Origin of the sequence: Paractinoplanes durhamensis (assembly GCF_016862175.1) — a bacterium.
Lineage (GTDB): Bacteria > Actinomycetota > Actinomycetes > Mycobacteriales > Micromonosporaceae > Actinoplanes > Actinoplanes durhamensis.
In genome coordinates, this window is the sequence record NZ_BOML01000019.1 from 261,373 (window position 1) to 281,540 (window position 20,168).

Annotated in this window: 22 protein-coding genes; 16 read left to right on the forward strand and 6 right to left on the reverse strand. The window is 71.9% G+C overall.

Annotated elements, in window-relative coordinates; all coding sequences use genetic code 11:
- The first annotated feature begins 4 nt into the window (after window positions 1-4).
- Genes Adu01nite_RS10925 through Adu01nite_RS10975 form a run of 12 tightly spaced genes read left to right on the forward strand, consistent with a single transcriptional unit; the run spans window position 5 to window position 9,896 of the window.
- Window positions 5-436 (forward strand): phage tail protein, encoded by a 432-nt coding sequence (locus Adu01nite_RS10925; RefSeq protein WP_239132289.1) that lies wholly within the window; start codon window positions 5-7, stop codon window positions 434-436.
- The gene (locus Adu01nite_RS10930) at window positions 433-792 is read left to right on the forward strand and encodes a hypothetical protein (RefSeq protein WP_239132290.1); all 360 of its coding nucleotides are present in this window, start codon (window positions 433-435) and stop codon (window positions 790-792) included. The genes Adu01nite_RS10925 and Adu01nite_RS10930 overlap by 4 nt, the downstream gene beginning before the upstream one ends.
- A complete protein-coding gene (locus Adu01nite_RS48860; RefSeq protein ID WP_369076814.1) occupies window positions 774-959 on the forward strand; it encodes a DUF6760 family protein in 186 nt (61 codons plus the stop codon). The genes Adu01nite_RS10930 and Adu01nite_RS48860 overlap by 19 nt, the downstream gene beginning before the upstream one ends.
- Window positions 952-1,416, forward strand: coding sequence for a phage tail protein (locus Adu01nite_RS10935; RefSeq protein ID WP_203726467.1), 465 nt, complete (start codon window positions 952-954; stop codon window positions 1,414-1,416). Before Adu01nite_RS48860 ends, Adu01nite_RS10935 begins: the two co-directional genes overlap by 8 nt.
- The gene (locus Adu01nite_RS48425; RefSeq protein WP_203726468.1) at window positions 1,388-3,736 is read left to right on the forward strand and encodes a DUF4157 domain-containing protein; all 2,349 of its coding nucleotides are present in this window, start codon (window positions 1,388-1,390) and stop codon (window positions 3,734-3,736) included. The genes Adu01nite_RS10935 and Adu01nite_RS48425 overlap by 29 nt, the downstream gene beginning before the upstream one ends.
- Before the next feature lie 17 nt (window positions 3,737-3,753).
- Window positions 3,754-4,434: a CIS tube protein gene (locus Adu01nite_RS10945; protein WP_203726469.1), complete on the forward strand. Its 681-nt coding sequence runs from the start codon at window positions 3,754-3,756 to the stop codon at window positions 4,432-4,434.
- Window positions 4,427-6,076: a VgrG-related protein gene (locus tag Adu01nite_RS10950; RefSeq protein ID WP_203726470.1), complete on the forward strand. Its 1,650-nt coding sequence runs from the start codon at window positions 4,427-4,429 to the stop codon at window positions 6,074-6,076. The genes Adu01nite_RS10945 and Adu01nite_RS10950 overlap by 8 nt, the downstream gene beginning before the upstream one ends.
- A 9-nt stretch (window positions 6,077-6,085) precedes the next feature.
- Entirely contained in the window at window positions 6,086-6,478 is a 393-nt protein-coding gene (locus Adu01nite_RS10955) for a PAAR domain-containing protein (protein ID WP_203726471.1), read from the forward strand.
- The gene (locus Adu01nite_RS10960; protein ID WP_203726472.1) at window positions 6,478-6,885 is read left to right on the forward strand and encodes a GPW/gp25 family protein; all 408 of its coding nucleotides are present in this window, start codon (window positions 6,478-6,480) and stop codon (window positions 6,883-6,885) included. Before Adu01nite_RS10955 ends, Adu01nite_RS10960 begins: the two co-directional genes overlap by 1 nt.
- Window positions 6,882-8,837: a putative baseplate assembly protein gene (locus Adu01nite_RS10965; RefSeq protein ID WP_203726473.1), complete on the forward strand. Its 1,956-nt coding sequence runs from the start codon at window positions 6,882-6,884 to the stop codon at window positions 8,835-8,837. The genes Adu01nite_RS10960 and Adu01nite_RS10965 overlap by 4 nt, the downstream gene beginning before the upstream one ends.
- On the forward strand, window positions 8,834-9,391 hold the full coding sequence (locus Adu01nite_RS10970) for a phage tail protein (protein ID WP_203726474.1): 558 nt from the start codon (window positions 8,834-8,836) through the stop codon (window positions 9,389-9,391). The genes Adu01nite_RS10965 and Adu01nite_RS10970 overlap by 4 nt, the downstream gene beginning before the upstream one ends.
- Complete coding sequence (locus Adu01nite_RS10975) at window positions 9,384-9,896, forward strand: zinc-ribbon domain-containing protein (protein ID WP_203726475.1); 513 nt, start codon at window positions 9,384-9,386, stop codon at window positions 9,894-9,896. The genes Adu01nite_RS10970 and Adu01nite_RS10975 overlap by 8 nt, the downstream gene beginning before the upstream one ends.
- On the opposite strand, the gene Adu01nite_RS10980 is transcribed toward Adu01nite_RS10975, so the two are convergent.
- From Adu01nite_RS10980 to Adu01nite_RS10995, 4 genes are all read right to left on the reverse strand, one after another.
- A complete protein-coding gene (locus tag Adu01nite_RS10980) occupies window positions 9,832-10,572 on the reverse strand; it encodes an RtcB family protein (protein WP_203726476.1) in 741 nt (246 codons plus the stop codon). The two genes, Adu01nite_RS10975 and Adu01nite_RS10980, sit on opposite strands and share 65 nt — an antisense overlap.
- An 84-nt stretch (window positions 10,573-10,656) precedes the next feature.
- Window positions 10,657-11,538: a LysR family transcriptional regulator gene (locus Adu01nite_RS10985; protein WP_203726477.1), complete on the reverse strand. Its 882-nt coding sequence runs from the start codon at window positions 11,536-11,538 to the stop codon at window positions 10,657-10,659.
- Window positions 11,539-11,548: 10 nt separating this feature from the next.
- Window positions 11,549-12,463 (reverse strand): YeiH family protein, encoded by a 915-nt coding sequence (locus Adu01nite_RS10990; protein ID WP_239132291.1) that lies wholly within the window; start codon window positions 12,461-12,463, stop codon window positions 11,549-11,551.
- Window positions 12,464-12,533: 70 nt separating this feature from the next.
- Window positions 12,534-12,692: a hypothetical protein gene (locus Adu01nite_RS10995; RefSeq protein ID WP_203726478.1), complete on the reverse strand. Its 159-nt coding sequence runs from the start codon at window positions 12,690-12,692 to the stop codon at window positions 12,534-12,536.
- A gap of 52 nt (window positions 12,693-12,744) precedes the next feature.
- Between Adu01nite_RS10995 and Adu01nite_RS11000 the strand changes: the two genes are divergently transcribed.
- The 4 genes from Adu01nite_RS11000 (at window position 12,745) to fxsT (ending at window position 17,664) form a co-directional block, all read left to right on the forward strand.
- Window positions 12,745-12,930, forward strand: a complete 186-nt coding sequence (locus Adu01nite_RS11000) for a hypothetical protein (RefSeq protein WP_203726479.1) — start codon at window positions 12,745-12,747, stop codon at window positions 12,928-12,930.
- Window positions 12,923-13,459 (forward strand): RNA polymerase sigma factor, encoded by a 537-nt coding sequence (locus tag Adu01nite_RS11005; protein ID WP_203726480.1) that lies wholly within the window; start codon window positions 12,923-12,925, stop codon window positions 13,457-13,459. Before Adu01nite_RS11000 ends, Adu01nite_RS11005 begins: the two co-directional genes overlap by 8 nt.
- Complete coding sequence (locus tag Adu01nite_RS11010; protein WP_203726481.1) at window positions 13,452-14,693, forward strand: hypothetical protein; 1,242 nt, start codon at window positions 13,452-13,454, stop codon at window positions 14,691-14,693. The genes Adu01nite_RS11005 and Adu01nite_RS11010 overlap by 8 nt, the downstream gene beginning before the upstream one ends.
- 91 nt (window positions 14,694-14,784) lie before the next feature.
- The gene (gene fxsT / locus Adu01nite_RS11015; protein WP_203726482.1) at window positions 14,785-17,664 is read left to right on the forward strand and encodes an FxSxx-COOH system tetratricopeptide repeat protein; all 2,880 of its coding nucleotides are present in this window, start codon (window positions 14,785-14,787) and stop codon (window positions 17,662-17,664) included.
- Window positions 17,665-17,681: 17 nt separating this feature from the next.
- On the opposite strand, the gene Adu01nite_RS11020 is transcribed toward fxsT, so the two are convergent.
- The gene (locus Adu01nite_RS11020) at window positions 17,682-18,941 is read right to left on the reverse strand and encodes an HEXXH motif domain-containing protein (protein WP_203726483.1); all 1,260 of its coding nucleotides are present in this window, start codon (window positions 18,939-18,941) and stop codon (window positions 17,682-17,684) included.
- Complete coding sequence (locus Adu01nite_RS11025; protein ID WP_239132292.1) at window positions 18,938-20,167, reverse strand: FxsB family cyclophane-forming radical SAM/SPASM peptide maturase; 1,230 nt, start codon at window positions 20,165-20,167, stop codon at window positions 18,938-18,940. The genes Adu01nite_RS11020 and Adu01nite_RS11025 overlap by 4 nt, the downstream gene beginning before the upstream one ends.
- Window position 20,168: the final 1 nt, after the last annotated feature.

Consider the following 20,168-nt stretch of genomic DNA (forward strand, 5'->3'; position numbering starts at 1 on the left):
TGCAATGCCTGATTTGATGACAACGTTCAACTTCGTGCTGGAGATCGGCGGAGTTGAGATGGCGAGCTTCCGCAAGTGCTCGGGTGTCGAGTCGGAGACCGAGACCATCGAGTACAAGGAAGCCACCAAGGACGGCAAGATGATCATCCGGAAGGTTCCGGGGGCGATGAAGTGGAGCGACATCACCCTGGAGCGCCGGATCGACGAGTCGAAGGCGCTGTGGGAGTGGCGCAAGCAGGTCGAGGACGGCGACGTCGACTCGGCCCGCCGCGACGGCTCGATCGTCATCAAGGACTCCTTGAAGAAGGAGGTCGCCCGGTGGAACTTCGAGAAGGGCTGGGTCTCCAAGTGGACCGGCGCCGAGCTCGACGCGGGCAGCAATGAGGTCGCCACCGAGAAGGTGACCATCACCCACGAAGGGCTTCACCGGGCATGAGTGGCCTGCAAACGGAATTCCCGTTCACGCTGCCGAAGGGCTACGTGGACGACGACGGCACGCTGCACAAGACCGGTGTGATGCGGCTGGCCTGCGCGCGCGACGAGATCGAGCCGCTGCGCGACGGCCGGGTGAAGGAGAACGAGGCGTACGCGACGGTGATCGTGCTGGCCCGGGTGGTCATCCAGCTCGGGTCGGTGCAGCGGGTCACCACCAAGACGATCGAGTCGCTGTTCGTCTCGGACTTCTCCTACCTGCAAGACCTCTACCGGATCATCAACTTCCAGGACCCGAGCATCCTCGAAGCCCTGGAGCCGGGCGCCCCTTTCCCGCGGACATCCGTGGAGGTGGGCTAGGGCACTACGCGCAGGACGAGCTCTGGCAGGAGATCGCCTTTCTGGCTTATCACCTGCACTGGGACTTCGACCGGCTGCTCGACCTGGAACACGGCGACCGGATCCGCCTCCTGCGGGAGGTGGGCGGCCTGAACGAACGCGCATGGCAAGGAGTGGCTGGTGGCTGACGAGAAGAACCTCCGACCGCCCTTCGCCGGCAAGTTCCACTTCAAAGTCGGTGACCTCGACATCGGGATGTTCACCGAGGTGACCGGCCTGGCCGTGTCCATCGACGTGGAGGAGCTGCCGGAGGGTGGGCAGAACGCGTACACGCACAAGCTGCTCGGCCGGATGCGCTGGCCGAACATCGTGTTCAAGCGCGGCCTGACCAACTCCGACGCGCTGTTCACCTGGCTGTCCAGCTTCTCCGGGGCCGGCCTGACCGGTAAGTCGAACAAGATCACCGCCGGCACCGGCTCGATCAGCGTGCTCTACCAGTCCGGCAAGCCCTACCGCACCTGGTCCCTGATCGGCGTGAAGCCGGTCAAGTGGACCGGCCCGCGCCTGGCCGCGTCCTCCCGTGACCTGGCCATCGAGGAGCTGGAGGTGTGCCACAGTGGCTTCACCGTCACCGTCGGGAAGTAATTCCCCGCGGCCGCTGCGCCGCGCCGTCCGCTTCCTGGCCCGCCTGCTGCCCCGGTCCCTGCGACCGGGGCTCACCGGTTCCTCGACCCGGCCGATGCCGACGAGCAGCGGCGCCGCCGGGCCGTCGGTCAGCCCCGGCCTGACCGACGGGCTGCGCGTGCGCACCCCGTGGTCACTCTTCCGGTGGTACGAGTCGTTCCGCGCCCGGAATGCCGGTGGCCTGTCCGGCTCGGTGCCCGACGCGGACCAGCGACCTCGTCCATCCAGCGCCCGGGGGCGCGTCACGACGCCCGGGCCGGGGGAGACCGGCGCCGGTGCGCGCGGGCGGATGCTGGGTCGGGCGCCGCTGGCTCTCGGTGGGCGGGAGCCGTTGTTCGGCGCGCCGCCGGAGGGGCCGGATGTGCGGCCCGGGCACGAGCTGGCGATGGGGCCGACGGTGGGTTCACTGCTCGGCGCCGGTCGGTCACCTGTCGGGGATCAGACACGGGTGCGGCACCTGCTCGCGGGCAGGGTGGATGATGTAACGGCCTCGGGGGACGGGCGGTCAGCTCCGGCCGGGTCGGCGAGTGGTGGTGGGCGTGCCGGTGCCACGGGGCACGATCGGGGGCGCGGGCACGACGACCATTCTGCGCACGGCCCGGCCGGTTCCTCCGCACCTCGCCGTGACGCCCCGACCGGGCACGGGCCGGGCGAGCTTTCCCGGCATCGGCCCGGTGGGCTGGCCGGAGTCGGCTCCGACGGGCTCGGCGTGCTGGGGCCGGGTGGCCGCGCGGCCGGTGGGTTGCTCAGCGCAACCACAGGCGCGGGATCAGGCTCTGACGCCGAGCGGCGCGGGCCGAATGTCAGCTGGTCGGAGATCGGTGGGCTGACGCCGTTCGGGCTGGGCGCGTTCGGATTCCGCCGCCAGGGCACCGGCGCCGCGGCTGGTTCGGACGTCGGCAACGTCGGCGGCCCGGGTGGATCGGGCGGCCCGGGCGGATCGGGCGGGCGCGGCGGATCGGGCGGGCGCGGCGGATCGGGCGGGCGCGGCGGATCGGGCGGCCCCGGCGGATGGGGCGGGCGCGGCATCGGTGATTCGAGCACGGCCGGTTCTTCAGGCGGCCGGGCCGGCCGCGGTGGGTCCGGCGCCGGTGGGTCCGGCCGCGGTGGGCGCGGCGGCTCGGACGCCGCCGGTCGTGGTGGAGCCGGGTCGACCGGTGGTGCCGGTCGCGGCGCTTCCGGGGTGACCGGCGCTTCCGACGTGGGAAGCAGCGCGCCGGCGCTCGGCGGTGCGGAGCCGGGGACGTCCGGGCTTCGCGGGGCCGGGCGGGGGATCGCCGGTCTCGTCGGTGGGGCGGAACCGCTGGTCGGGCGGCCCAACGCCGGCCCGCAGGTGAGCAATCCGGAATCGGCGCAGGACTACCGGGTGCTCGGGGCGGCGTCGCTGCCGCCGGGCAACGTTCCCGACCCGAGCGGCGCCGTCACGACCGGACCGGCGGCCGGGTGGAGCGGCGGCGGGACGAAGCCCGTACTCAATCCTCGTGATCGGTGGGAAGCGGCGGTGGCCGCGCGGCCGCTGGAAGCGCCGCGTGCCCTGCCCGGGTCGTTGCATGCGATGGCGTCCGCGCTGACCGGGCGGGCCCGGCCGCCGCTCTACACGACCGGGCCGAACACCCGGCACGCGCTGGCCGCGGCCGGGGCGCTCGGCGCGACCACCGGCACGGTCGTGCACCTGCCGGCCGCGCCGCCGTCCGGGCCCGCGGTCTCGGCGGTGCTCGCCCACGAGCTGATGCACACCCGCAGCCCGGTGCGGCGGCCGCGGTTCCTGCTCGACGGGGTGTCGGGGTTGCTCGACGACGACGAGCGGCAGGCCCTCGCGGCCGGCAAGCAGGCGATGAACACCGGCGCCGGGATCGTCGACTCGCTGCCGGTCGGCGGCGGGCTCGGCGCGGTCAGCGAGGTCGCCACCCGGGCGGCCCGGGCCGCGGTGATCGAGGCGTCCGGAAGTCCGATGGGCAGCGCGTTCTCCGGGCTGTCGGGGGCGGCGGGTGACGCCTTCTCCGGGATGCAGGGCGCCGCGGGCGATGCGTTCTCCGGTTTGCAGGGCGCGGCCGGCGACGCGTTCTCCGGCGTGCAGGACGCGGCCGGCGCGGCGGGCGGCGCCGTGTCCGACGCGGCCGGCGGGGCGATGTCGGCGGTCAGCCAGGCGGCCGGCGCGGTGGCGGGCGCGGCCGGGGCGGCCAAGCAGGCGCTCGATCCGGATCAGGTCATAGAAATCGTGGAACGGCGGCTGCTGCGCGAGATCGAGCGGCGCGGCGGCCGATGGGCGGGGATCTTCTAGATGGTGGGTGAGTTCTGATGGCAGCTACACCGGCGGCGCCGGCCAAGGCCGAGTTGCGGACCGAGTTGAAAGAGGTCATCCCGTTCCTGTTCAACCCGGCGGAGTTGACCATCACCAAGTCGGCGTCCTGGCAGGGCGCCGACAACAAGGGTGCCAACGCGCCGCTGCTGCGCTTCCAGGCCGGGCAGCCGGGGACGCTCACGCTCAGCATCACCCTCGACACCACCGACAAGGGCACGTCGGTCACCGAGCACACCGACAAGCTGATGAAGCTCGTCGCCATCGACAAGAAGCTGCCGGCCTCGGACAAGAACCGCAACAACCACCGGCCGCCGTGGGTGACGTTCCACTGGGGGCCGCTGCAGTCGTTCAAGGCCGTGGTCGAGCGGCTGACCCTGAAGTTCACCTATTTCGCGGCCGACGGCATGCCGATGCGGGCCAAGGCCGACCTCGCCCTCAAGCAGTACGAGGACGAGGAGATCAAGCCGCTGCAGAACCCGACCTCGCACACCCCGTCGCTGCAGACCGTGCACCGGCTCGGCCACGGCGAGACCCTCGACCGGCTGGCCGCCAAGCACTACGCGGACGCCACCCGGTGGCGGCTGATCGCCGAGGCCAACAACGTGGTCGACCCGCTCACCATGGAGCCCGGCATCCTGTTGATCATTCCTGAGCTGCCGGTGCGGCGCCGTGGCTGAGCAGAAGCGCCGGCTCGACGGGGCCCAGCTCACCGTGGACGGCCGCCCGCTGCCCCCGGAGAGCTACCCGCGGCTGGTCCTGGTGCGGGTCGAGGAGTCGGTGCAGCTGCCGGACTACTTCGCGATCCACTTCGACGACCCGCACTTCGAGATGTTCGACAAGGGCACGTTCACGATCGGGACCCGGATCGAGATCGCGTTCCGGGCCGAGGGCGACCCGGTCGTGGTCACCTCGGGGGAGATCACCGCGATCAGCGTGGAGCCGGGCGGGTCGGGCCGGCACGAGCTGATCCTGACCGGTTTCGACCTCACCCACCGGCTGGCCCGGGTGCCGAAGTCGCGCAGCTTCCAGCGGGTCACCGACGCCGACATCGCGAGCCGGATCGCCGGCGAGTACGGCCTGGACGCCGAGGTGGACGCGACCGGCGCCACCCACGACTACGTGTTGCAGGCGGGCGAGACCGACTACGCGTTCCTGCGCCGCCGGGCCGCCCGGATCGGGTTCGACGTGTGGGTCAGCGAGAAGAAGTTCTACTTCAAGAAGGCACCGCGGTCGACCGCCACCCCGCCCAAGCTCACCTACGGCCAGAACCTGTCGCGGTTCGCCACCCGCTTCTCCGCCGCCGAACGCAGCGACGAGGTGGAGATCCGCGGCTGGGACCAGCTCGGCAAGGAAGCGATCAGCGGCCGCGCCGATCAGACCGATCCGGGCACCGACGCGCCCGCCGCGAAAGAGATGGCCGACGCGGCCCGGCGCGCGTTCGGGCGGGTCAAGCGCAACGCCGGCCAGTTCCCGGTCACCGACCAGGCCGAGGCCGACGCGCTGGCCGGGTCGCTGCTGCTGCGCGCCTCCGGCGAGGAGGTGGTGCTGCGCGGCGAGGCGATGGGCGACCCGCTGATCGGCGCGGGCGCGAAGGTGCACATCGAGGGCATCGGGTCGCGGATGACCGGCGACTACCGGGTCACCCAGGTCGAGCACACCTACGGCGCGAACCGGCCCTACCTGACCCGGTTCGTCTGCGGTGGCAAGGAGCCGGGCAACCTCGCCGACCTGACCGGCGGCAGCGCCAAGGCCGAGAAGTCCGGCTGGTCGGGGCTGGTCGTCGGGATCGTCACCAACAACGACGACCCGGAGAAGCTGGGCCGGGTCCGGGTGAAGTTCCCGACCCTGTCGCAGGACGACGAGAGTGCCTGGGCGCGGATCGCCACCCCGGGCGGCGGCAAGGAACGCGGCCTGCAGTGGATCCCCGAGGTCGACGACGAGGTGCTGGTCGGCTTCGAGCTCGACGACACCACCCGGCCGGTGATCCTCGGCGGGCTGTGGAACCGGCGGGACGCGCCACCCGACCCGGGCGCGCTCTCCGGCGGGGTGGTCAAGCAGCGGATGCTGGTCAGCCGCAAGGACTCCCGGCTCGTTTTCGACGACGACAAGATGGAGATCGACCTGCTGCTCGGCGGCACCCCGTGCGCGCTGAAGCTGGAGAAGAGCGAGTCGTCGCTGACCGGCGACCAGAAGCTGGTCATCACCGCCACCCAGATCGAGATCAAGGCGACGTCGAAGCTGACGCTCTCCGGCGCCCAGGTCGAGATCACCGCGTCCGGGCCGCTCACCGCGTCCGGCAAGCCGATCAAGCTCAACTGAGGAGGGACGATGCCGCAACCGGCCGCACGCCAGAACGACCCGGTCACCGGGACCGACATCCACATCCTCCTGGTGCCGTCCCCGGGCGGGCCGGTGCCCACCCCGACGCCCCTCCCGTTCGCGGGACAGCTGATGTTGAGCCTCTCCACCGACGTACTCATCAATGGTCTTCCGGCCGCGACCCAGGGCAGCATCGCGCAGAACATGCCGCCCCACATCCCGCCGTCGCCGTTCAGCAAGCCGCCCACCAACCAGGGCCGGGTGATCATCGGTTCGCCTACCGTGCTGGTCAACGGCAAGCCGCTCGCCCGGATGGGCGACCAGGTGGCCACCTGCAACGACCCGGTCGACGCGCCGACCAGCGTGATCAGCGCCGGGTCGCCCGACGTGCTGGTGGCGTGATGGCGGGCGACGACTTCATCGGCAACGGCTGGGCGTTCCCGGCCGCGATCAACCGCAACGGCAGTGTCCGGCTCGTTACCGGCACCGAGGAGGTGGACGCCGCGATCCGGATGATCCTGTCCACGGTGCCGGGGGAGCGGGTGATGCGGCCCGAGTTCGGCTGCGCGATGTGGGAGCAGCTGTTCGCGCCGCTGACCGCGAGCACGCTCGGGCTCATCGAGCAGGCCGTGCGGGAGGCCCTGGAGCGGTGGGAGCCGCGGATCGAGCTGCAGATGGTGGACGCGGACGGTGAGCAGTCGACCGGGACCGTACACATCACCGTCTCGTACCGCGTCAAGTCCACCAACGACGTACGCAACCTTGTTTTTCCGTTTTATACGATTCCCACCGAGGAGCCGGCGCCATGAGTCTGCCCGCACCCGACCTGGACGACCGGCGCTTCCAGGACATCGTCGACGAGGCGAAACGGCGGATCAACCGGCTCTGCCCGGACTGGACCGACCACAACGTCTCCGACCCCGGCGTGGCGCTGATCGAGCTGTTCGCCTGGATGACCGAGATGACGCTCTACCGGCTCAACCAGGTGCCGGACCGGCTCTACGTGAAGTTCCTGGAGCTGGTCGGCGTCGAGCTGTTCTCGGCCGTGCCGGCCCGCGCCGACCTGCTGTTCCGGCTCACCGCCGCCCGCGAGGACACGGTGCGCGTGCCGGCCGGCACCCAGGTCAGCACCGAACGCCGCGAGGACGAGGCCCCGGTCGTCTTCCTCACCGACTCGGAGCTGCGGGTCACCCCGCCGAAGCTGATCGCCTGCCTCACCCACACCGGCGACCGCTACGCCGACCACTGGGAGGAGTTGCGGCGCGAGGCCGCCACCGTGCAGCTGTTCCCGACGCTGCAGGTCGACGAGGCGGTCTACTTCGGGCTGCAGGAGTCGGCGGCCGGCAACCTGCTGCGCCTCGACGTCACCACCGGCCCGGAAGGCGCCGGTGTCGACCCGCGCCGCCCGCCCCGGGTGTGGGAGGCGTGGGACGGCACCTGGAAGAACGTGCGGATCCTCGACGACACCAGCGCCGGCTTCAACTCGACCGGCGAGGTCACCCTGCTGCTGCCGATGAAGCACGAGGCCCTGGCGATCGGGGCGAAGCGGGCGTTCTGGCTGCGCTGCCGCCTGGTCCGGCCGGTCGAGGGGCAGCCCGACTACACCAACCCGCCGATCCTCGAGCAGCTCTCCGCGGTCGCCCTCGGCGGCGCGGTGCCCGCCCACCACGCCGAGCCGGCCCCGGCCGAGCTGCTCGGCGCCAGCAACGGCCGGCCCGGCCAGGTGTTCCAGGTGCGCCGGGTGCCGGTGCTGCCGCGCCGCTTCGACGAGACCGTCCGGGTGGTGCTGCCCCGGCACGAGCGCACCGGCGAGCCGGAGGAGCAGGAGTGGACCGAGGTCGCCGACCTGTCCGACGCGGAGGAGGACGACCAGGTCTTCACCTGGTCGGGGGCGAACGGCGAGGTGCGCTTCGGCCCGCGGGTCCTCGACCGGGAGGGCCGGGTGTGGCAGCACGGCGCGATCCCGCCGGTCGACTCCCAGATCTACGTGACCGGCTACCGGTTCGGCGGCGGCCGGCGTGGCAACGTCCCGGCCGACCGGCTCACCGTGCTGCACACGTCGATCCCGTTCGTGGCCGGGGTGACCAACCTGGACGCGTCGGCGGGCGGGGTGGACGCCGAGACGGTGGAGAATGCCAAGGTGCGCGGGCCGATGCTGCTGCGCGGCGGCCGCCGGGCGGTCACCGCCGAGGACGTCGAGCGGCTCACCCTGGACGCGGCGCCGAACGTGGCGCGGGCCCGCTGCCTGCCGCCGGACAACCCGGCCGAACCGGCGCGCCTCCTCGTCGTACCCAGGGTGGATGTTGCTCCGGAAAATCTGACCCTCGATGACCTGGCCATCTCCGACGAGTTGGAGGAGACGATCAAGGCCTATCTGGAGCCGCGCCGGCTGCTGACGATGCGCCTGCGCATCGACGCGCCGCGCTACCAGGGGGTCAAGGTGGTTGCGGAGGTGCGGGCTTCCCCGGGGGTACGCGCGGAGACCGTGCGCGAACGGGCCGAGCGTGCCCTCTACGAATACCTCAACCCGTTGACCGGCGGGCCGAGCGGCCAGGGCTGGCCGTTCGACACCGACCTGAAACTCGGCGACGTCTACGGTGTGCTGCACGGGTCGTTCGGCGTGCAGGGCGTCGAGGCGGTGCACTTCTTCTCCGCCGACCTGCGCCGCAAACGCACCCTCGACCAGGTCGAGCAGCGCCTGCGACTGCTGCCGGAAGCGCTGTTCATGTCCTATGAGCACCGGGTGGTGGTTCAACAATGACCACGCGTGACGGGTGGCTGGTCGAGCAGTTGCCCCGGGTGATGGCGACCGACCCGGTGCTGCGCGACTTCGTGACCGCGTTCGAGCAGACCCATGACACCGTCCGGGAACGCATCGACGCCATCGAGTTCCAGATGGACACCGGCCTGGCCAGCCCGGAGATGCTGTCCTACCTGGGGTCCTGGCTGGGCGTCATGCTGGAGCCGACCGACCCGGCCGAGTACCGCCGGTCCCTGGTGCGCGAGGTCGGCAAGCTGCTCGGCTGGCGCGGGACCCGCTACGGGGTGGAGGCGCTGCTGCAGGCGGCCACCGGCGCCCGGGTGACGGTGATCGACGCGGGCGGCATCTTCGGCCGCAACGACAAGGTGCCGGCGCCCGACCCGGTCGTGGTGGTACAGATGGACCACACCGGCCATCTCACCGAGCGCCAGGTGATGGCGTTCCTGCAGAGCGAGCTCCCCCTCGGCTCCAAGATCCAGCTGGACGTCCGCTTCCAGCCGCAGCCCGCTCGCGGCCGTGCCCGCCCACCCGGCAGTGGAGACGACAATGCCTGAGATGTACGGCTCGGTGCGCCAGATGCCCTGCCCCGACTGCGGCAACCCGGTGATGCCGGACCGCGACCAGCTGTGCCCGAACTGCGGCTACCCGCTGATGTTCCTGCGCAAGGGCGGCGGCAACGACGACGCGCACGCCCAGTCGATCCCGCGCAGCCCGAACGAGCGCGGCGACGAGACGAGCCTGCGGGTGGTGCCCCAGGCGGTCCCGCAGCCGCGCACCGACACGAGGCAGTTCCCGGCCGCCCAGTACGGCGGCCAGCGCGGAGCGGGCCCGTGCCGGAACTGCGGCTATCCGAACGAGCCGGTCCGGGTGCGGTGCGAGCGCTGCGGTTTCGAGTTGCGCCCGGCCCGCCCGCAGGCGGCCCGGCTGGCGCCCCCGGTCTTCGCCCAGCAGCAGGCGGCGAAACGCGACTGGGGCTGGCTGCTGATCCTGCTGATCATCCTGGCCGCCCTGTCCCTGCTGGCCCTGATCCTGGCCGTCCTCTGGTATTTCCTGGGCTGACCGCGGCGGTTTTGTAGGTGACCAGCGGGACGGTGGCCGAGATCGGCGTGGCCAGGCCGAAGGAGGTCAGGTCGCCGATCACCTGCTCGATCTTCTTGTAGGCGGTCGGCGCCTCCTCGAACAGCAGCTGCCGGTCGCCGCAGACCACGATCGAGCCGAGCGGGGTGCAGCGCAGCTCCTCGACGGTGTGCTTGGCCTTTCCGCGGCGCAGCGCGTCGGCGCGGGACATCTTGCGGCCGGCGCCGTGCGCCACCGACCAGCCCGCCTCCGGCCCGGCGTGCCCCTGGACCAGGTAGGAGCGGGTGCCCCGGCCGACCGTGCCGATGCCGTCGAGGTGGCCGAGTGGGACGTCGTGACCGGCGAAATCCCAGGCCGGGTCGTCCGGGTCGGGGGAGCGGTCGAGGTCGGGGAAGCGGGCGGCGAGCTTCTCCGGGACCGGCCGCTTGAGCGCGATCGGGAAGACCGCGATGCCGCAGCCGATGTCCGAGCCGACCAGGAACGGGTAGAGCACCGTCGAGTGCATGGCCGCGCCGATCGGGGCGCCCTTGCCGGGGTGCAGGTCGGGCATGCCGGCCACGTGGAGCATGCCGTCGAGGGCGGCCACCTGGTGGAGCTGATCGACGGCGGAGGATTCGATCCAGCTGGACGGGGACGCGAAAACGCGTACGGAAACCATTGCTCTTCTTCCGGAAAGCGAGGTGGAGGGAGGCGAGGTTGGTTCCGTCAGCGCGTCATGCCGATCAGGATGCCGAAGCCCGGATCACACGGCAATCGAATTGGCGATGAGTTCGGCGGCCAGCTCGGAGGGGGTGGTGCCGAGCCAGACGGCGTGCAGCGGCCGCACCAGCGACAGGCCGGGCACGTGCAGCTCGACCAGCTCACCGGCCGCGATGGGCCCGGCCGTGGCCCGGGCGCTCACCACGCCGATGCCCCCGCCGGCCCGCGCGGTCGCCAGGATCGTCGTGGTCGAGCCGAGGCTTGTCGCGTGCGGGAGCGGGACGTTCCCGACCGCGTTCAGGAAGGTGTGCCGCGTGCCCGAACCCGGCTCCCGCAGGAGGAGCGGTCGTTCCAGGAGGTCGGCGACCGAAAGCTCGGTGCGGCCATAGCTCGGGGAGGCCACCAGAGCCACCCGGTCCGACCCCACCTTCCGGGCGCTGAGATCGTCCGGGATGTCGGGGGACTCCACGAATCCGAGATCCGCGTCCCCGGCCCGCACCGCCTCGCAGACGCCCTGACTGTTCGCCACCTGCGCGGAGATGTCCAGGTCGGGGTGGGTGCGGCGGAGGGTCAGCAGCCAGGCCGGCAGCATGTACTCGGCCACCGTCAGGCTCGCCGCCACCCGCAGCCGGGCCTGCCGGTCGTCCCGCAGGGTCAGCACGCCGTCGGCGAGGGCGTGCGCGGCGTCGATCACCTGCTGGCTCCAGACGACCACCGCCTGGCCGGCCGGGGTGAGCAGGCTGCCACGCCGGGAGCGCACCAGCAGCGGCACGCCGAGCCGCCGTTCCAGCTTGGCGAGGCGCTCGCTGGCGGTGGGCTGGCTGATGCCGTGCCGCTGGGCGGCCCGGCCGACACTGCCGGACTCGGCGACCGAGAGCAGAAGGTCGAGGGCGGGCAGGTCGCTGATCCACGGCGGCAGGGGCACCGTCCGCAGTTTACGCGAGTTGTTGCAGGCCAAGGCTGGTGGCGGCGACCGCGATCCAGAGCACCAGGCCGAGCAGCAGCGGCCGGGCGCCGGCCTTCTTCAGCGCCGGCACATCGGTGGAGAGCCCGACCGCGGCGAGCGCCACCGCCACGCACAGCACGGCCAGCCAGCGCAGCGCCGGTTGCACCGCGGCCGGCACCAGACCGGCGGTGTGCAGCCCCGACATCAGCACGAACGCGATCAGGAACCACGGCACCAGGCTCTTGCGGCCACCGTCGTGCCGCCGCGCCAGCACCATCACCACCGGCACGATCATAAGGGTGCGCACGAGCTTCACCACCACGGCGTGCTCGGCGGCCTCCGGCCCGTAGCCGGTCGCCGCGGCCACCACCGCACTCGTGTCGTTGACGGCCGTGCCGGCGAACAGCCCGAACGCCTCCTGGCTCAGCCCCAGCAGGTGCCCGAGCGGCGGAAACACCACCACGGCGGCCACGTTGAACAGGAAGATCGTCGAGATCGCGTAAGCCACGTCGCCGCTCCGCGCCTTGATCGCCGGGGTGACCGCCGCGATCGCCGAGGCCCCGCAGATGCCGGTGCCGACCCCGATCAGGGTGCGCAGGTCGCCCGGCACACCGAGGGCCCGGCCGACCAGCCAGGCGAGCCCGAGACAGACCGCGAGGGTGCCGAGCATGACCGGAAGTGATCCGGCCCCGACCGACACCACCTCGCCGAGCGACAGCTGCGCCCCGAGCAGCACGACCGACGCCTTCAGGATCGGCCCCTTGGCCAGGTCGAGCGTCCTCGGACCGGGCCGGGTCCGGGTGCTCAGCAGCACCCCGCCGGCCACCGCGAACAGCGGAACGCCGAGCACCGGCACGAGCGTGCCGCCGAGCACGGCAACCAGCCCAAGGACGAGAACGATCACACCGTTCAGCGTGGTCCCGGCGAGCCGACCCCGGTAGCGCCTATTACTCGGGCGCGGTCATAGGCAATCCCTATGACACGGCGCGATCAAGGAAAACCCCGAAGTGCGCACGGTAGGCGGCGAGCAGCGCGGCGTCCAGCACCGTCTCGGTCCGGCTCCCTCCGTGCGTACGGGTGAGGATGCGCCCGGAAAGCGTGATGCGCCCGTCCCCGTCGAGCCGGAAGTTCACGCGCGGCCTCGGGAGCGCCTCTGAGCAGCAGGGGCGTAGACAGGGAGATGCGATGGGCAGGCAAGAGGTAACCGAAAGCCTGGTTGTGGTGCTGACCCACGTGGTGGCGGCCGCGGGCTGCTGGCTTCGCCTACGCTGGCGTCTGCGCCACGAGCGGGCCCGGGCCCGCATGCTCGTCGAGATCGTCACGGCGCTCGCCGTGACCCGGACAGAGAAGCAACGGGACGCGCATGGATGAGCCGGAGATCCAGCAGGCGGGAGCGGCCACCGAGGCTGCTCCGCCGGTTGCCGCCGAGTTCGCGGACTTCTACCGGGCGTTCATGCCGCGGCTGGTGGTCTTCCTGCGCTATCAGGGCGCTTCGCTCAACGATGCCGCCGATCTCGCCCAGGAGGCGATGATCAAGGCGTACGCGTACTGGCCGACGATCGAGATCCCCCGGGCGTGGACCAAGCGGGTCGCGTCCCGCCTCTACGGCCGCCGGCTGGCCGCCGTCGACGAGGAGCCGGTGGCCGAGGTTCCCGAGCGGGAATCGCTGCTGACCATCGAGGACGTCGCCGAGTGGGAGCAGCGGCGGGACATCCTGCGGATCCTCGACGGGCTGCCGTTCCGGCAACGGCAGGTTCTGGCCTGGACGCTGGACGGGCACACGCCCGCCGAGATCGCCGAGGAGCTTCGACTGCCGTCCGAGACGGTGCGCGCCAACCTCTACAAGGCCCGCAAGGCGGTCGCCCGCCGGCTCGCCGGCGACGGCGGTCACGATGACTGATCCGGACCGCCGGCTCGAACGGCTGCACGACGAACTCGTCGGCGAGACGGCGGAGGCTCTCGACCTCGACGCCGGCCTCCGCGACGCCACCCTGCCCGCCCGGCACGAGGAGCTGGTCGCCGAGGTGGCCGCCGCGCTCGACCTGGAGCGTGGTCTGGCCGCGATCCTGCCCCGGCCGGCCGCCGAGGCGCGGTGGGCGATCTCCCTGCCGGAGCTGGCGTCGTACCTCGCCGGGCTCGACCCGGCCCTCCGGCTGCGGATCCGGTCCGCCGGGCACGACCTCGCGAACCAGGTGCATGGCCTGGGCGAGGTCGTCCGGGTCCGGTCCGAGCTCGACGAGATCCTCGACGCCGAGTCCGGCCGGGCCGTCGCCGCACTGGCGGAGGCCCGCCGGCTCGGCGAGGCCGTCGAGTCGGACCTCAGCCGGGACGGCCGTCTCCTGCGCGACGGAAAGCATGCGGGCCTGGTCAACGCGCTGGCCCGGGTCGAGCGCCAGTGGTACCAGGTCGACTATCGGCGCCGCCGTGCCGTCAGCGATGACCTCGACCTGCTGAAACTGCCGCAGTCCGTGCACGACCTGCGCGCCGAGGTGCTCGCGGCGAAGATGACCGTACGTGCGATCTGGAGCCTCGTGCGGGTCAACGTGACCCGGGTCGTCGAGCGCGCCTTCACGCACCTCCCGGACGAGGCCCGCCGCGACGTGCGGGAGCGCGTCGGCACGCTGGTCTGGGGTGGCGAGGGCATCGCCCGCGGCATCGCTGCGCTCGGCCCCGAAGGGCTGTCCGCCGACGAGATCGCGCTGTTCGAGCAGGTGTGCCGGAACATGGCCGGTTTCTCCGACAGGGTCGGCAAGATGTACCTCCGGACCGACGACATGGACAACGTCGCGACCCGGCTGGCGGTCATGGACAATCCGCTGGCCCGGCTCCGGTGGGCCACCTCGGAGCTCACCCGAATGATCAGGATCGGCGATATCACCGGGCTGGACGACGCCGATGCCGGCCACGCGGCGGAATTGCACCGGGTCCTCGACGACTTCGGCGGGACCGATCTGTCCCACCTGGACCTCACCGGCGTACCGCTGGCGGGGATTCGCTGGTCGGACACGACGCGCTGGCCGGACCGCTGGGCCGAGCGGATTCGGCGGGACTCGGTCCCGATCGGGGCCGGCCGCTACGAGATCCGCCCGAAGGGCACCACGATCGGGGAACAGGTGCCGGGCACCCTCCACTGACGGCGGTCACCTTTCCACCGATACCCGTCAACAGGGCATTTCCGATATCCTGCAGACTCAGCGATTCACCCGTGCTCGGAAATGAGAAGCTGTGTCCGACTCGCACACTCCTCTCCTCGAGGTCCTTCTCCAAGTGCCGGGCCTGGAGAGCCGCGCAATCCGCGACGCCCGCATCGCCGAACTGAGCGAGATCCTGACCCGTGACCTGGTGTTCCCCCGGTCCGACGAGCCCCGCGAAGATCTCGCCGCCCTGCTCGACACGTTCGTGAGCGCCCCGGCCGACCTCCGCGCCTTCGGCGACATCATCGCGATGCGTCATCCCGGCGAGGCGGCGGACCGGTTCGCCGAGCTCACCGCGGTCCGGCCGCGCACCTCCCGCCCGCACGTCTACCGGGCCGAGGAACGCATCGTCGGTGACATCCCGATCCGCAACCGCAACTTCACCGGCCGCATCGAGCTGCTGGAGCTGCTCAGCGACGCACTCGAGCAGGGCACCACGACATCGGTGCTGCCGCCCGCGCTCAACGGGATGGGCGGCGTCGGCAAGACCCAGCTGGTGACGGAGTATGTGCACCGTCACCTCGATCAGTACGACCTGATCTGGTGGATCCCGGCCGAGGAGACGACGACGGTCCTGGCCGCGCTGACCCAGCTGGCGCAGCGACTCGACCTCCCGGTCTCCGACGACCAGCAGGACACCGCCCGCACGGTTCTCAACTGGCTGGCCGGCAGCGACCGGGAGTGGCTGCTCGTCTACGACAACGCCGACGAGCCGTCGACGCTGACCACGCTGCTGCCGTCGACCGGTGGCCACGTCATCGTGACGACCCGCAACGAGGAGTGGAACCGGGTCGGCGTCACGATCGAGGTCGACGTCTTCCGTCGTGACGAGAGCGTCCAGCTGCTCACCAAGCGGACCGCCGACGAGAGCGGCGGGACGCTGATCGACGACGCCCAGGCCGACGAGCTGGCCGCCAAGCTGGGCGACCTGCCGCTGGCCCTGGAGCAGGCCGCGGCATGGCTGCTGGCCACGTCGATGGGGGTCGGTGAGTACATCGAGCTGCTGGAGCTCCGCCGGCTGGAGCTGCTCGGCGAGGGCCAGCCGCCCGGCTACCCCCTGACCGTCGCGACCATGGTGGCCGTCTCGGTCGAGAAGCTGCGCGGTGTCGACGAAGCAATCGTCCAGCTGTTCTCCCTCTTCGCCTACCTGGGCGGCGACGGCATCCGGCAGTCGCTGCTGCGCCGCGGCAGCAACGCCGACCTGTCCCCGGAGCTGAAAAGCGCTCTCAGTAATCCGATCCGGACCGGTCAGCTGGTGCGGGAGCTGCGGCGGTACGGTCTGGCCAAGACGGTCAGCCGGGCCGCGTCGTCCCCGGCGCCCGCCAGCGCCGACAAGTCGCCCCGTCTCCAGGTGCACCGACTCGTGCAGTGGGTGCTACGCGACTCGCTCGGCCCCGAGCAGCGTGAACAGACCCTCCGCAATGTGCAGAACCTGCTGGCCGCGGCAAGCCCCGGCGACCCGGACGAGATCGGCGAGCTCGACCTGCAGAGCGAGATGGGCCCGCACCTCGGCCCCGCTGACATGATCCACTCTCGAACCCCGCAGGGCCGCCAGACCGTCCTCGATCACGCCCGATTCCTCTACCTGACGGGCGACTACGAGAACAGCCGCATCCTGGCCGAGCGCGCGGCGACCGACTGGGCGGCCGCGGATCCGTCGGAGGAGTTGCTGGGTCCGGACGGCCTGGCGACGTTGCTGGCCCGGGCCCAGATTGCGAACGCGACCCGGACGCTGGGCGACAGCAAGACGGCCTCGGCCATCCTGCTGGACGTCTACCAGCGGTTCCTGGCCAGCGACAAACTCGGTTCCGACCACGAGTACACGCTGATCACCGGAAACCAGCGCGGTGCGGACCTGCGCATCGAGGGTCGCTACCGGGAAGCGTTCCGGTTCGACCAGGGAAGTGTCCAGGCGCACCGGCGGGTCTTCGGTCCCGGCGAGGGCTACACCCTGCGCGCGATGAGCAACCTGGCCGTGGACCACCGGCTCATCGGCGAGTTCGCCGCCGCGGTACGCCTGGACGAGGAGATCGCGTCGCATTACGCCGACACCGGTGTCCTCGACGTCGAGTCGGTCCGGATGAATTTCAACGTGGCGCTCGACTACTACGGCCTGGGCCACTACGGGGCTGCGTTGCAGCGGCTCGAGGAGTGGCAGCCGGTGCAAGAACGGTTGGTCGACCTGCGCCACCCGTTCGGTCTGCTGTCCGACCGGGTGCGGGCCATCACCCTGCGCAAGCTGGGCCGGCTCGAGGAGGCTGCGGTCGTGCTGCGCGAGGTCCGGGATCGGACGTCCCGGCGATTCATCGCCACGCACGAATTCGCGGTGGCAGCGAACATGAGCCTGGCCAACGTCCTGCGCCAGTTGGGGCAGTTCGATGAGGCGGCCGAGCTCATCGACGAGGCCCTCAAGGTCTATCGCACGGACTTCGACGCCGATCACCCGCTGACCCGAGCCGCCGAGGTGAACCAGGCGATTCTCGTGCGGACGGTCGGCGACGTCGAGCGGGCGACAGCCATCGACGAGTCGGCCTACGAACGGCTCCAGGAGCATCTCGGTGCCGACCACCCGTACGCGATCTGTGCCGGCTCGTCGCTGGCGACGGACCGTGCGCTGGCCGGCCGGGCGGCCGAGGCGCTGGCCCTCTCCGAGCGGATGCTGGAACTCAGCCGGACCGCCGACGCCGAGGGCACTGTGGCCCGAAACGGCGCCGACCACCCGTACGTTCTGATGCGGGCCGTCAACCACGCCCACGACCTGCGCGCGACCGGCGAGGAGGACCGCGCGACCCGGTTGTTCGACGATGCCGTCGGCCGGTTGACGGTGTTGTTCGGCGCCGACCACCCGGAGGTGCTGGAGGCGGCCGCCGGTCGGCGGATCGAGGGCGACATCGAGCCGCCCCCGACGTGATCGTCCGGCCTTGATCGTCAGGCCGTGTTGCGGTCCCGCCAGGCGGCGAAGGTGCGGGCCAGCTTGGCTCGCGCGTCGACGTCGGCCTGCGCCGGGAGCGGTTCGGCGAGGAGCCGGTCGGCCGACCGGCGCAGGTGAGCGACGAACGCCGCGCCCTGCTCGGTGAGCGCGCCGGACTCCTCGACCGCGGTCAGCCCCCGATCCACCTGGAGGCGGGCCTCGGCGAAGTGGGCGGTCGCGACCGGCACCTCGGCCCGGAGGCCGCGCCAGCTGTCGGCGACCCCGACGAACGCGTAGACCCCCTGCAGGAGGCCGGCGAGCGGCCGCGGGTCGGTGCGCCACGGCGCGAAGTAGCGGCCGTCGTCGTCCGGGTCGGTGAGCTGGGCCAGGTCGAGCACCGCGCTCAGCTTCGAATGCTGGAACTCGTGCACCAGGGTGACCGCGAAGTCGTGCGGGCTGGGCGGCAGGGTCAGGCCGAAAACGCCGAACGCATGCCGGATGGTCGCGCTGCGCGCCGACCGCGGATCGGTCTGCACCAGCGGAACCAGGTCCTCGAGGCCGGCGGCGAGTTCGGCCGCCCGCTCGGGCAGGTGGGTGGCGAGCAGCCGCCACGCCGCGCCGAACGAGGCACGCCACCGCTCCACCTCGGCGTCGGTGAGCCGGTTGGCCGGCGGCACGTGGTGGCCGTGCCGGTACGGGTGCAGATCGTCGAGCCCCAGCCGGATGTCGATGCCGGCCGCGGAGGCGGCGAGCACGCGCACCGGCTGCCAGCCGCCGGCCGCCGGCACCTCCCGCCGCACCCCACCGGCCATGACGAACAGCCGTCCGCCGGCGGCGGTCACGGTGACCGAGCCGGCGTCGCCGGCCTCGATCGCGCCCAGCCCGGGCAGCACCGCGACGCCGTCGTGCACGGGCACCTCGGCGGACCCGTCGATGCCGGCCGCCGCGGCCGCCACGATCGCGATGGCCGCCAGGTGCCGCAGGTCAGCCGGGGCGAGATTGTCCTGCATGGCGGCCCGCCCGGCGATCGCCGCCCAGCCGCCGACCAGGGGTGCCCCGACGATCTCCTCGAACGCCTCCGGCGCCGCGGCCCGGGCCCGGTCGAGCAGGTCGCGGACGGCGTCCCCGCCGTCCGGGTACTGCTCCAGGAGGTAGCGGATCAGCATGAGGTGCTTGCTGAACTGCGCTGTCCGCAGCTCACGCACCGCCTCCGCGCCGCCGGCGCCGGTGGCGAGCCGGTCGAAGACGTCCGGCGCGAGTTGGTGAACGGCGATCATGGCTGCCTCCCGGAGAGGTCCGCGGCGATGCGGTCGTAGACGTGACGGACGAAGACACGAAGGTCGGCGCAGTGCACCGAGGGGGAACGGAAGCCGGTGTCGCGCCGGTAGCGGTGGGCGTAGTGACCGCCGCCGCAGAAGGCGAGCGCCGGGCAGGCGAGGCACTCGTCGGACAGGGCGGCCCGGCCGATCTGCCGGGCCACGATGCCGGGATGGTCGAGTGCGTCGTCGAGCTCGTCGCGGAGCACGTTGAGCCCGGTGGCGCAGGCGCCCGGGTAGGCACTCTTCAACGCGTCGACCTGCTCGACGGCTCCGTCCGTCTCGATCACGACCAGGCCGGCCGGGCTCAGCCCGAGCTGCTCGCTGCGGCCGGAGCCGCCGAGCACCAGGCTGATCGCGTCGTCGAAGAGCCGGATCCGGATCGGTGACTTGTCGGCGTACCACCGGTCGAACACCGCGGTGAGCCAGTCGGCGTACGGCGTCGCGACACCGTCCGGCCGTGGCGGCGGGCTTTCCCAGTTGGCGTGCGGCAGCAGGAGGTCGATCGCCGGCGGCTCGAAGGCGATCAGCTGCTCGTAGCAGGCGATCGGGTCGGTGCCGGCGGCGACGGTGCAGAGCAGTCCGCCGTAGAGCGGCCGGTTCTCCGGGCGGCGCAGCAGGTCGAGGGCGCGGGCGACGGCGGCGAAGCTGCCCCGCCCGCCCGGCGTGCGCCGATGCCGGTCGTGCTCGGCGGCGGTGCCGTCGACACTCACCCCGGCCCGGATGCCCAGCGGGCGGAGCTCGGCCAGGGCCCGCTCGTCCAGCAGCACGCCGTTGGTCTGCATGCTGAAGTCGACCGGGCAGGGGAGCGTGGCGCGGGCCTGCGCGACGAACTCGGCGAGCCGCGCGGTGCCGTAGAGCAGCGGCTCGCCGCCGTGCAACACGATCCGGACGCGCGGCAGGTCGTGGTCGCGCGCGTGGGTGGCCATCCGGGCGAGCGTCGCGTCGCGCACCTCGTCGGACATCGTGCGCGGCCGTTCCCGCCAGCTCTGATCGGCGTGCTCATACATGTAGCAGTAGTCGCAGGCCAGGTTGCAGCGCTGGTGGATCTTGAGGACGAACTCGCGGAAGGGGACGGGCCGATGACCGGCGGCCCGGAGTGCGGCCACGTCCAACTCGGCGTACGGCCAGGGGGCCGCCGCCAGGTGTGCCGCCCGGACATCGTCGATCAGTGCGGTCCGTCCCACG

Excerpts from the sequence above, each read along its gene's own strand:
- Adu01nite_RS10925 (WP_239132289.1), top strand. The coding sequence starts at position 5 with ATGCCTGATTTGATGACAACGTTCAACTTCGTGCTGGAGATCGGCGGA.
- Adu01nite_RS10930 (WP_239132290.1), top strand. The coding sequence starts at position 433 with ATGAGTGGCCTGCAAACGGAATTCCCGTTCACGCTGCCGAAGGGCTAC.
- Adu01nite_RS10945 (WP_203726469.1), top strand. The coding sequence starts at position 3,754 with ATGGCAGCTACACCGGCGGCGCCGGCCAAGGCCGAGTTGCGGACCGAG.
- Adu01nite_RS10955 (WP_203726471.1), top strand. The coding sequence starts at position 6,086 with ATGCCGCAACCGGCCGCACGCCAGAACGACCCGGTCACCGGGACCGAC.
- Adu01nite_RS10960 (WP_203726472.1), top strand. The coding sequence starts at position 6,478 with ATGGCGGGCGACGACTTCATCGGCAACGGCTGGGCGTTCCCGGCCGCG.
- Adu01nite_RS10965 (WP_203726473.1), top strand. The coding sequence starts at position 6,882 with ATGAGTCTGCCCGCACCCGACCTGGACGACCGGCGCTTCCAGGACATC.
- Adu01nite_RS10970 (WP_203726474.1), top strand. The coding sequence starts at position 8,834 with ATGACCACGCGTGACGGGTGGCTGGTCGAGCAGTTGCCCCGGGTGATG.
- Adu01nite_RS10975 (WP_203726475.1), top strand. The coding sequence starts at position 9,384 with ATGCCTGAGATGTACGGCTCGGTGCGCCAGATGCCCTGCCCCGACTGC.
- Adu01nite_RS10980 (WP_203726476.1), bottom strand. The coding sequence starts at position 10,572 with ATGGTTTCCGTACGCGTTTTCGCGTCCCCGTCCAGCTGGATCGAATCC.
- Adu01nite_RS11000 (WP_203726479.1), top strand. The coding sequence starts at position 12,745 with ATGGGCAGGCAAGAGGTAACCGAAAGCCTGGTTGTGGTGCTGACCCAC.
- Adu01nite_RS11005 (WP_203726480.1), top strand. The coding sequence starts at position 12,923 with ATGGATGAGCCGGAGATCCAGCAGGCGGGAGCGGCCACCGAGGCTGCT.
- Adu01nite_RS11010 (WP_203726481.1), top strand. The coding sequence starts at position 13,452 with ATGACTGATCCGGACCGCCGGCTCGAACGGCTGCACGACGAACTCGTC.
- Adu01nite_RS11020 (WP_203726483.1), bottom strand. The coding sequence starts at position 18,941 with ATGATCGCCGTTCACCAACTCGCGCCGGACGTCTTCGACCGGCTCGCC.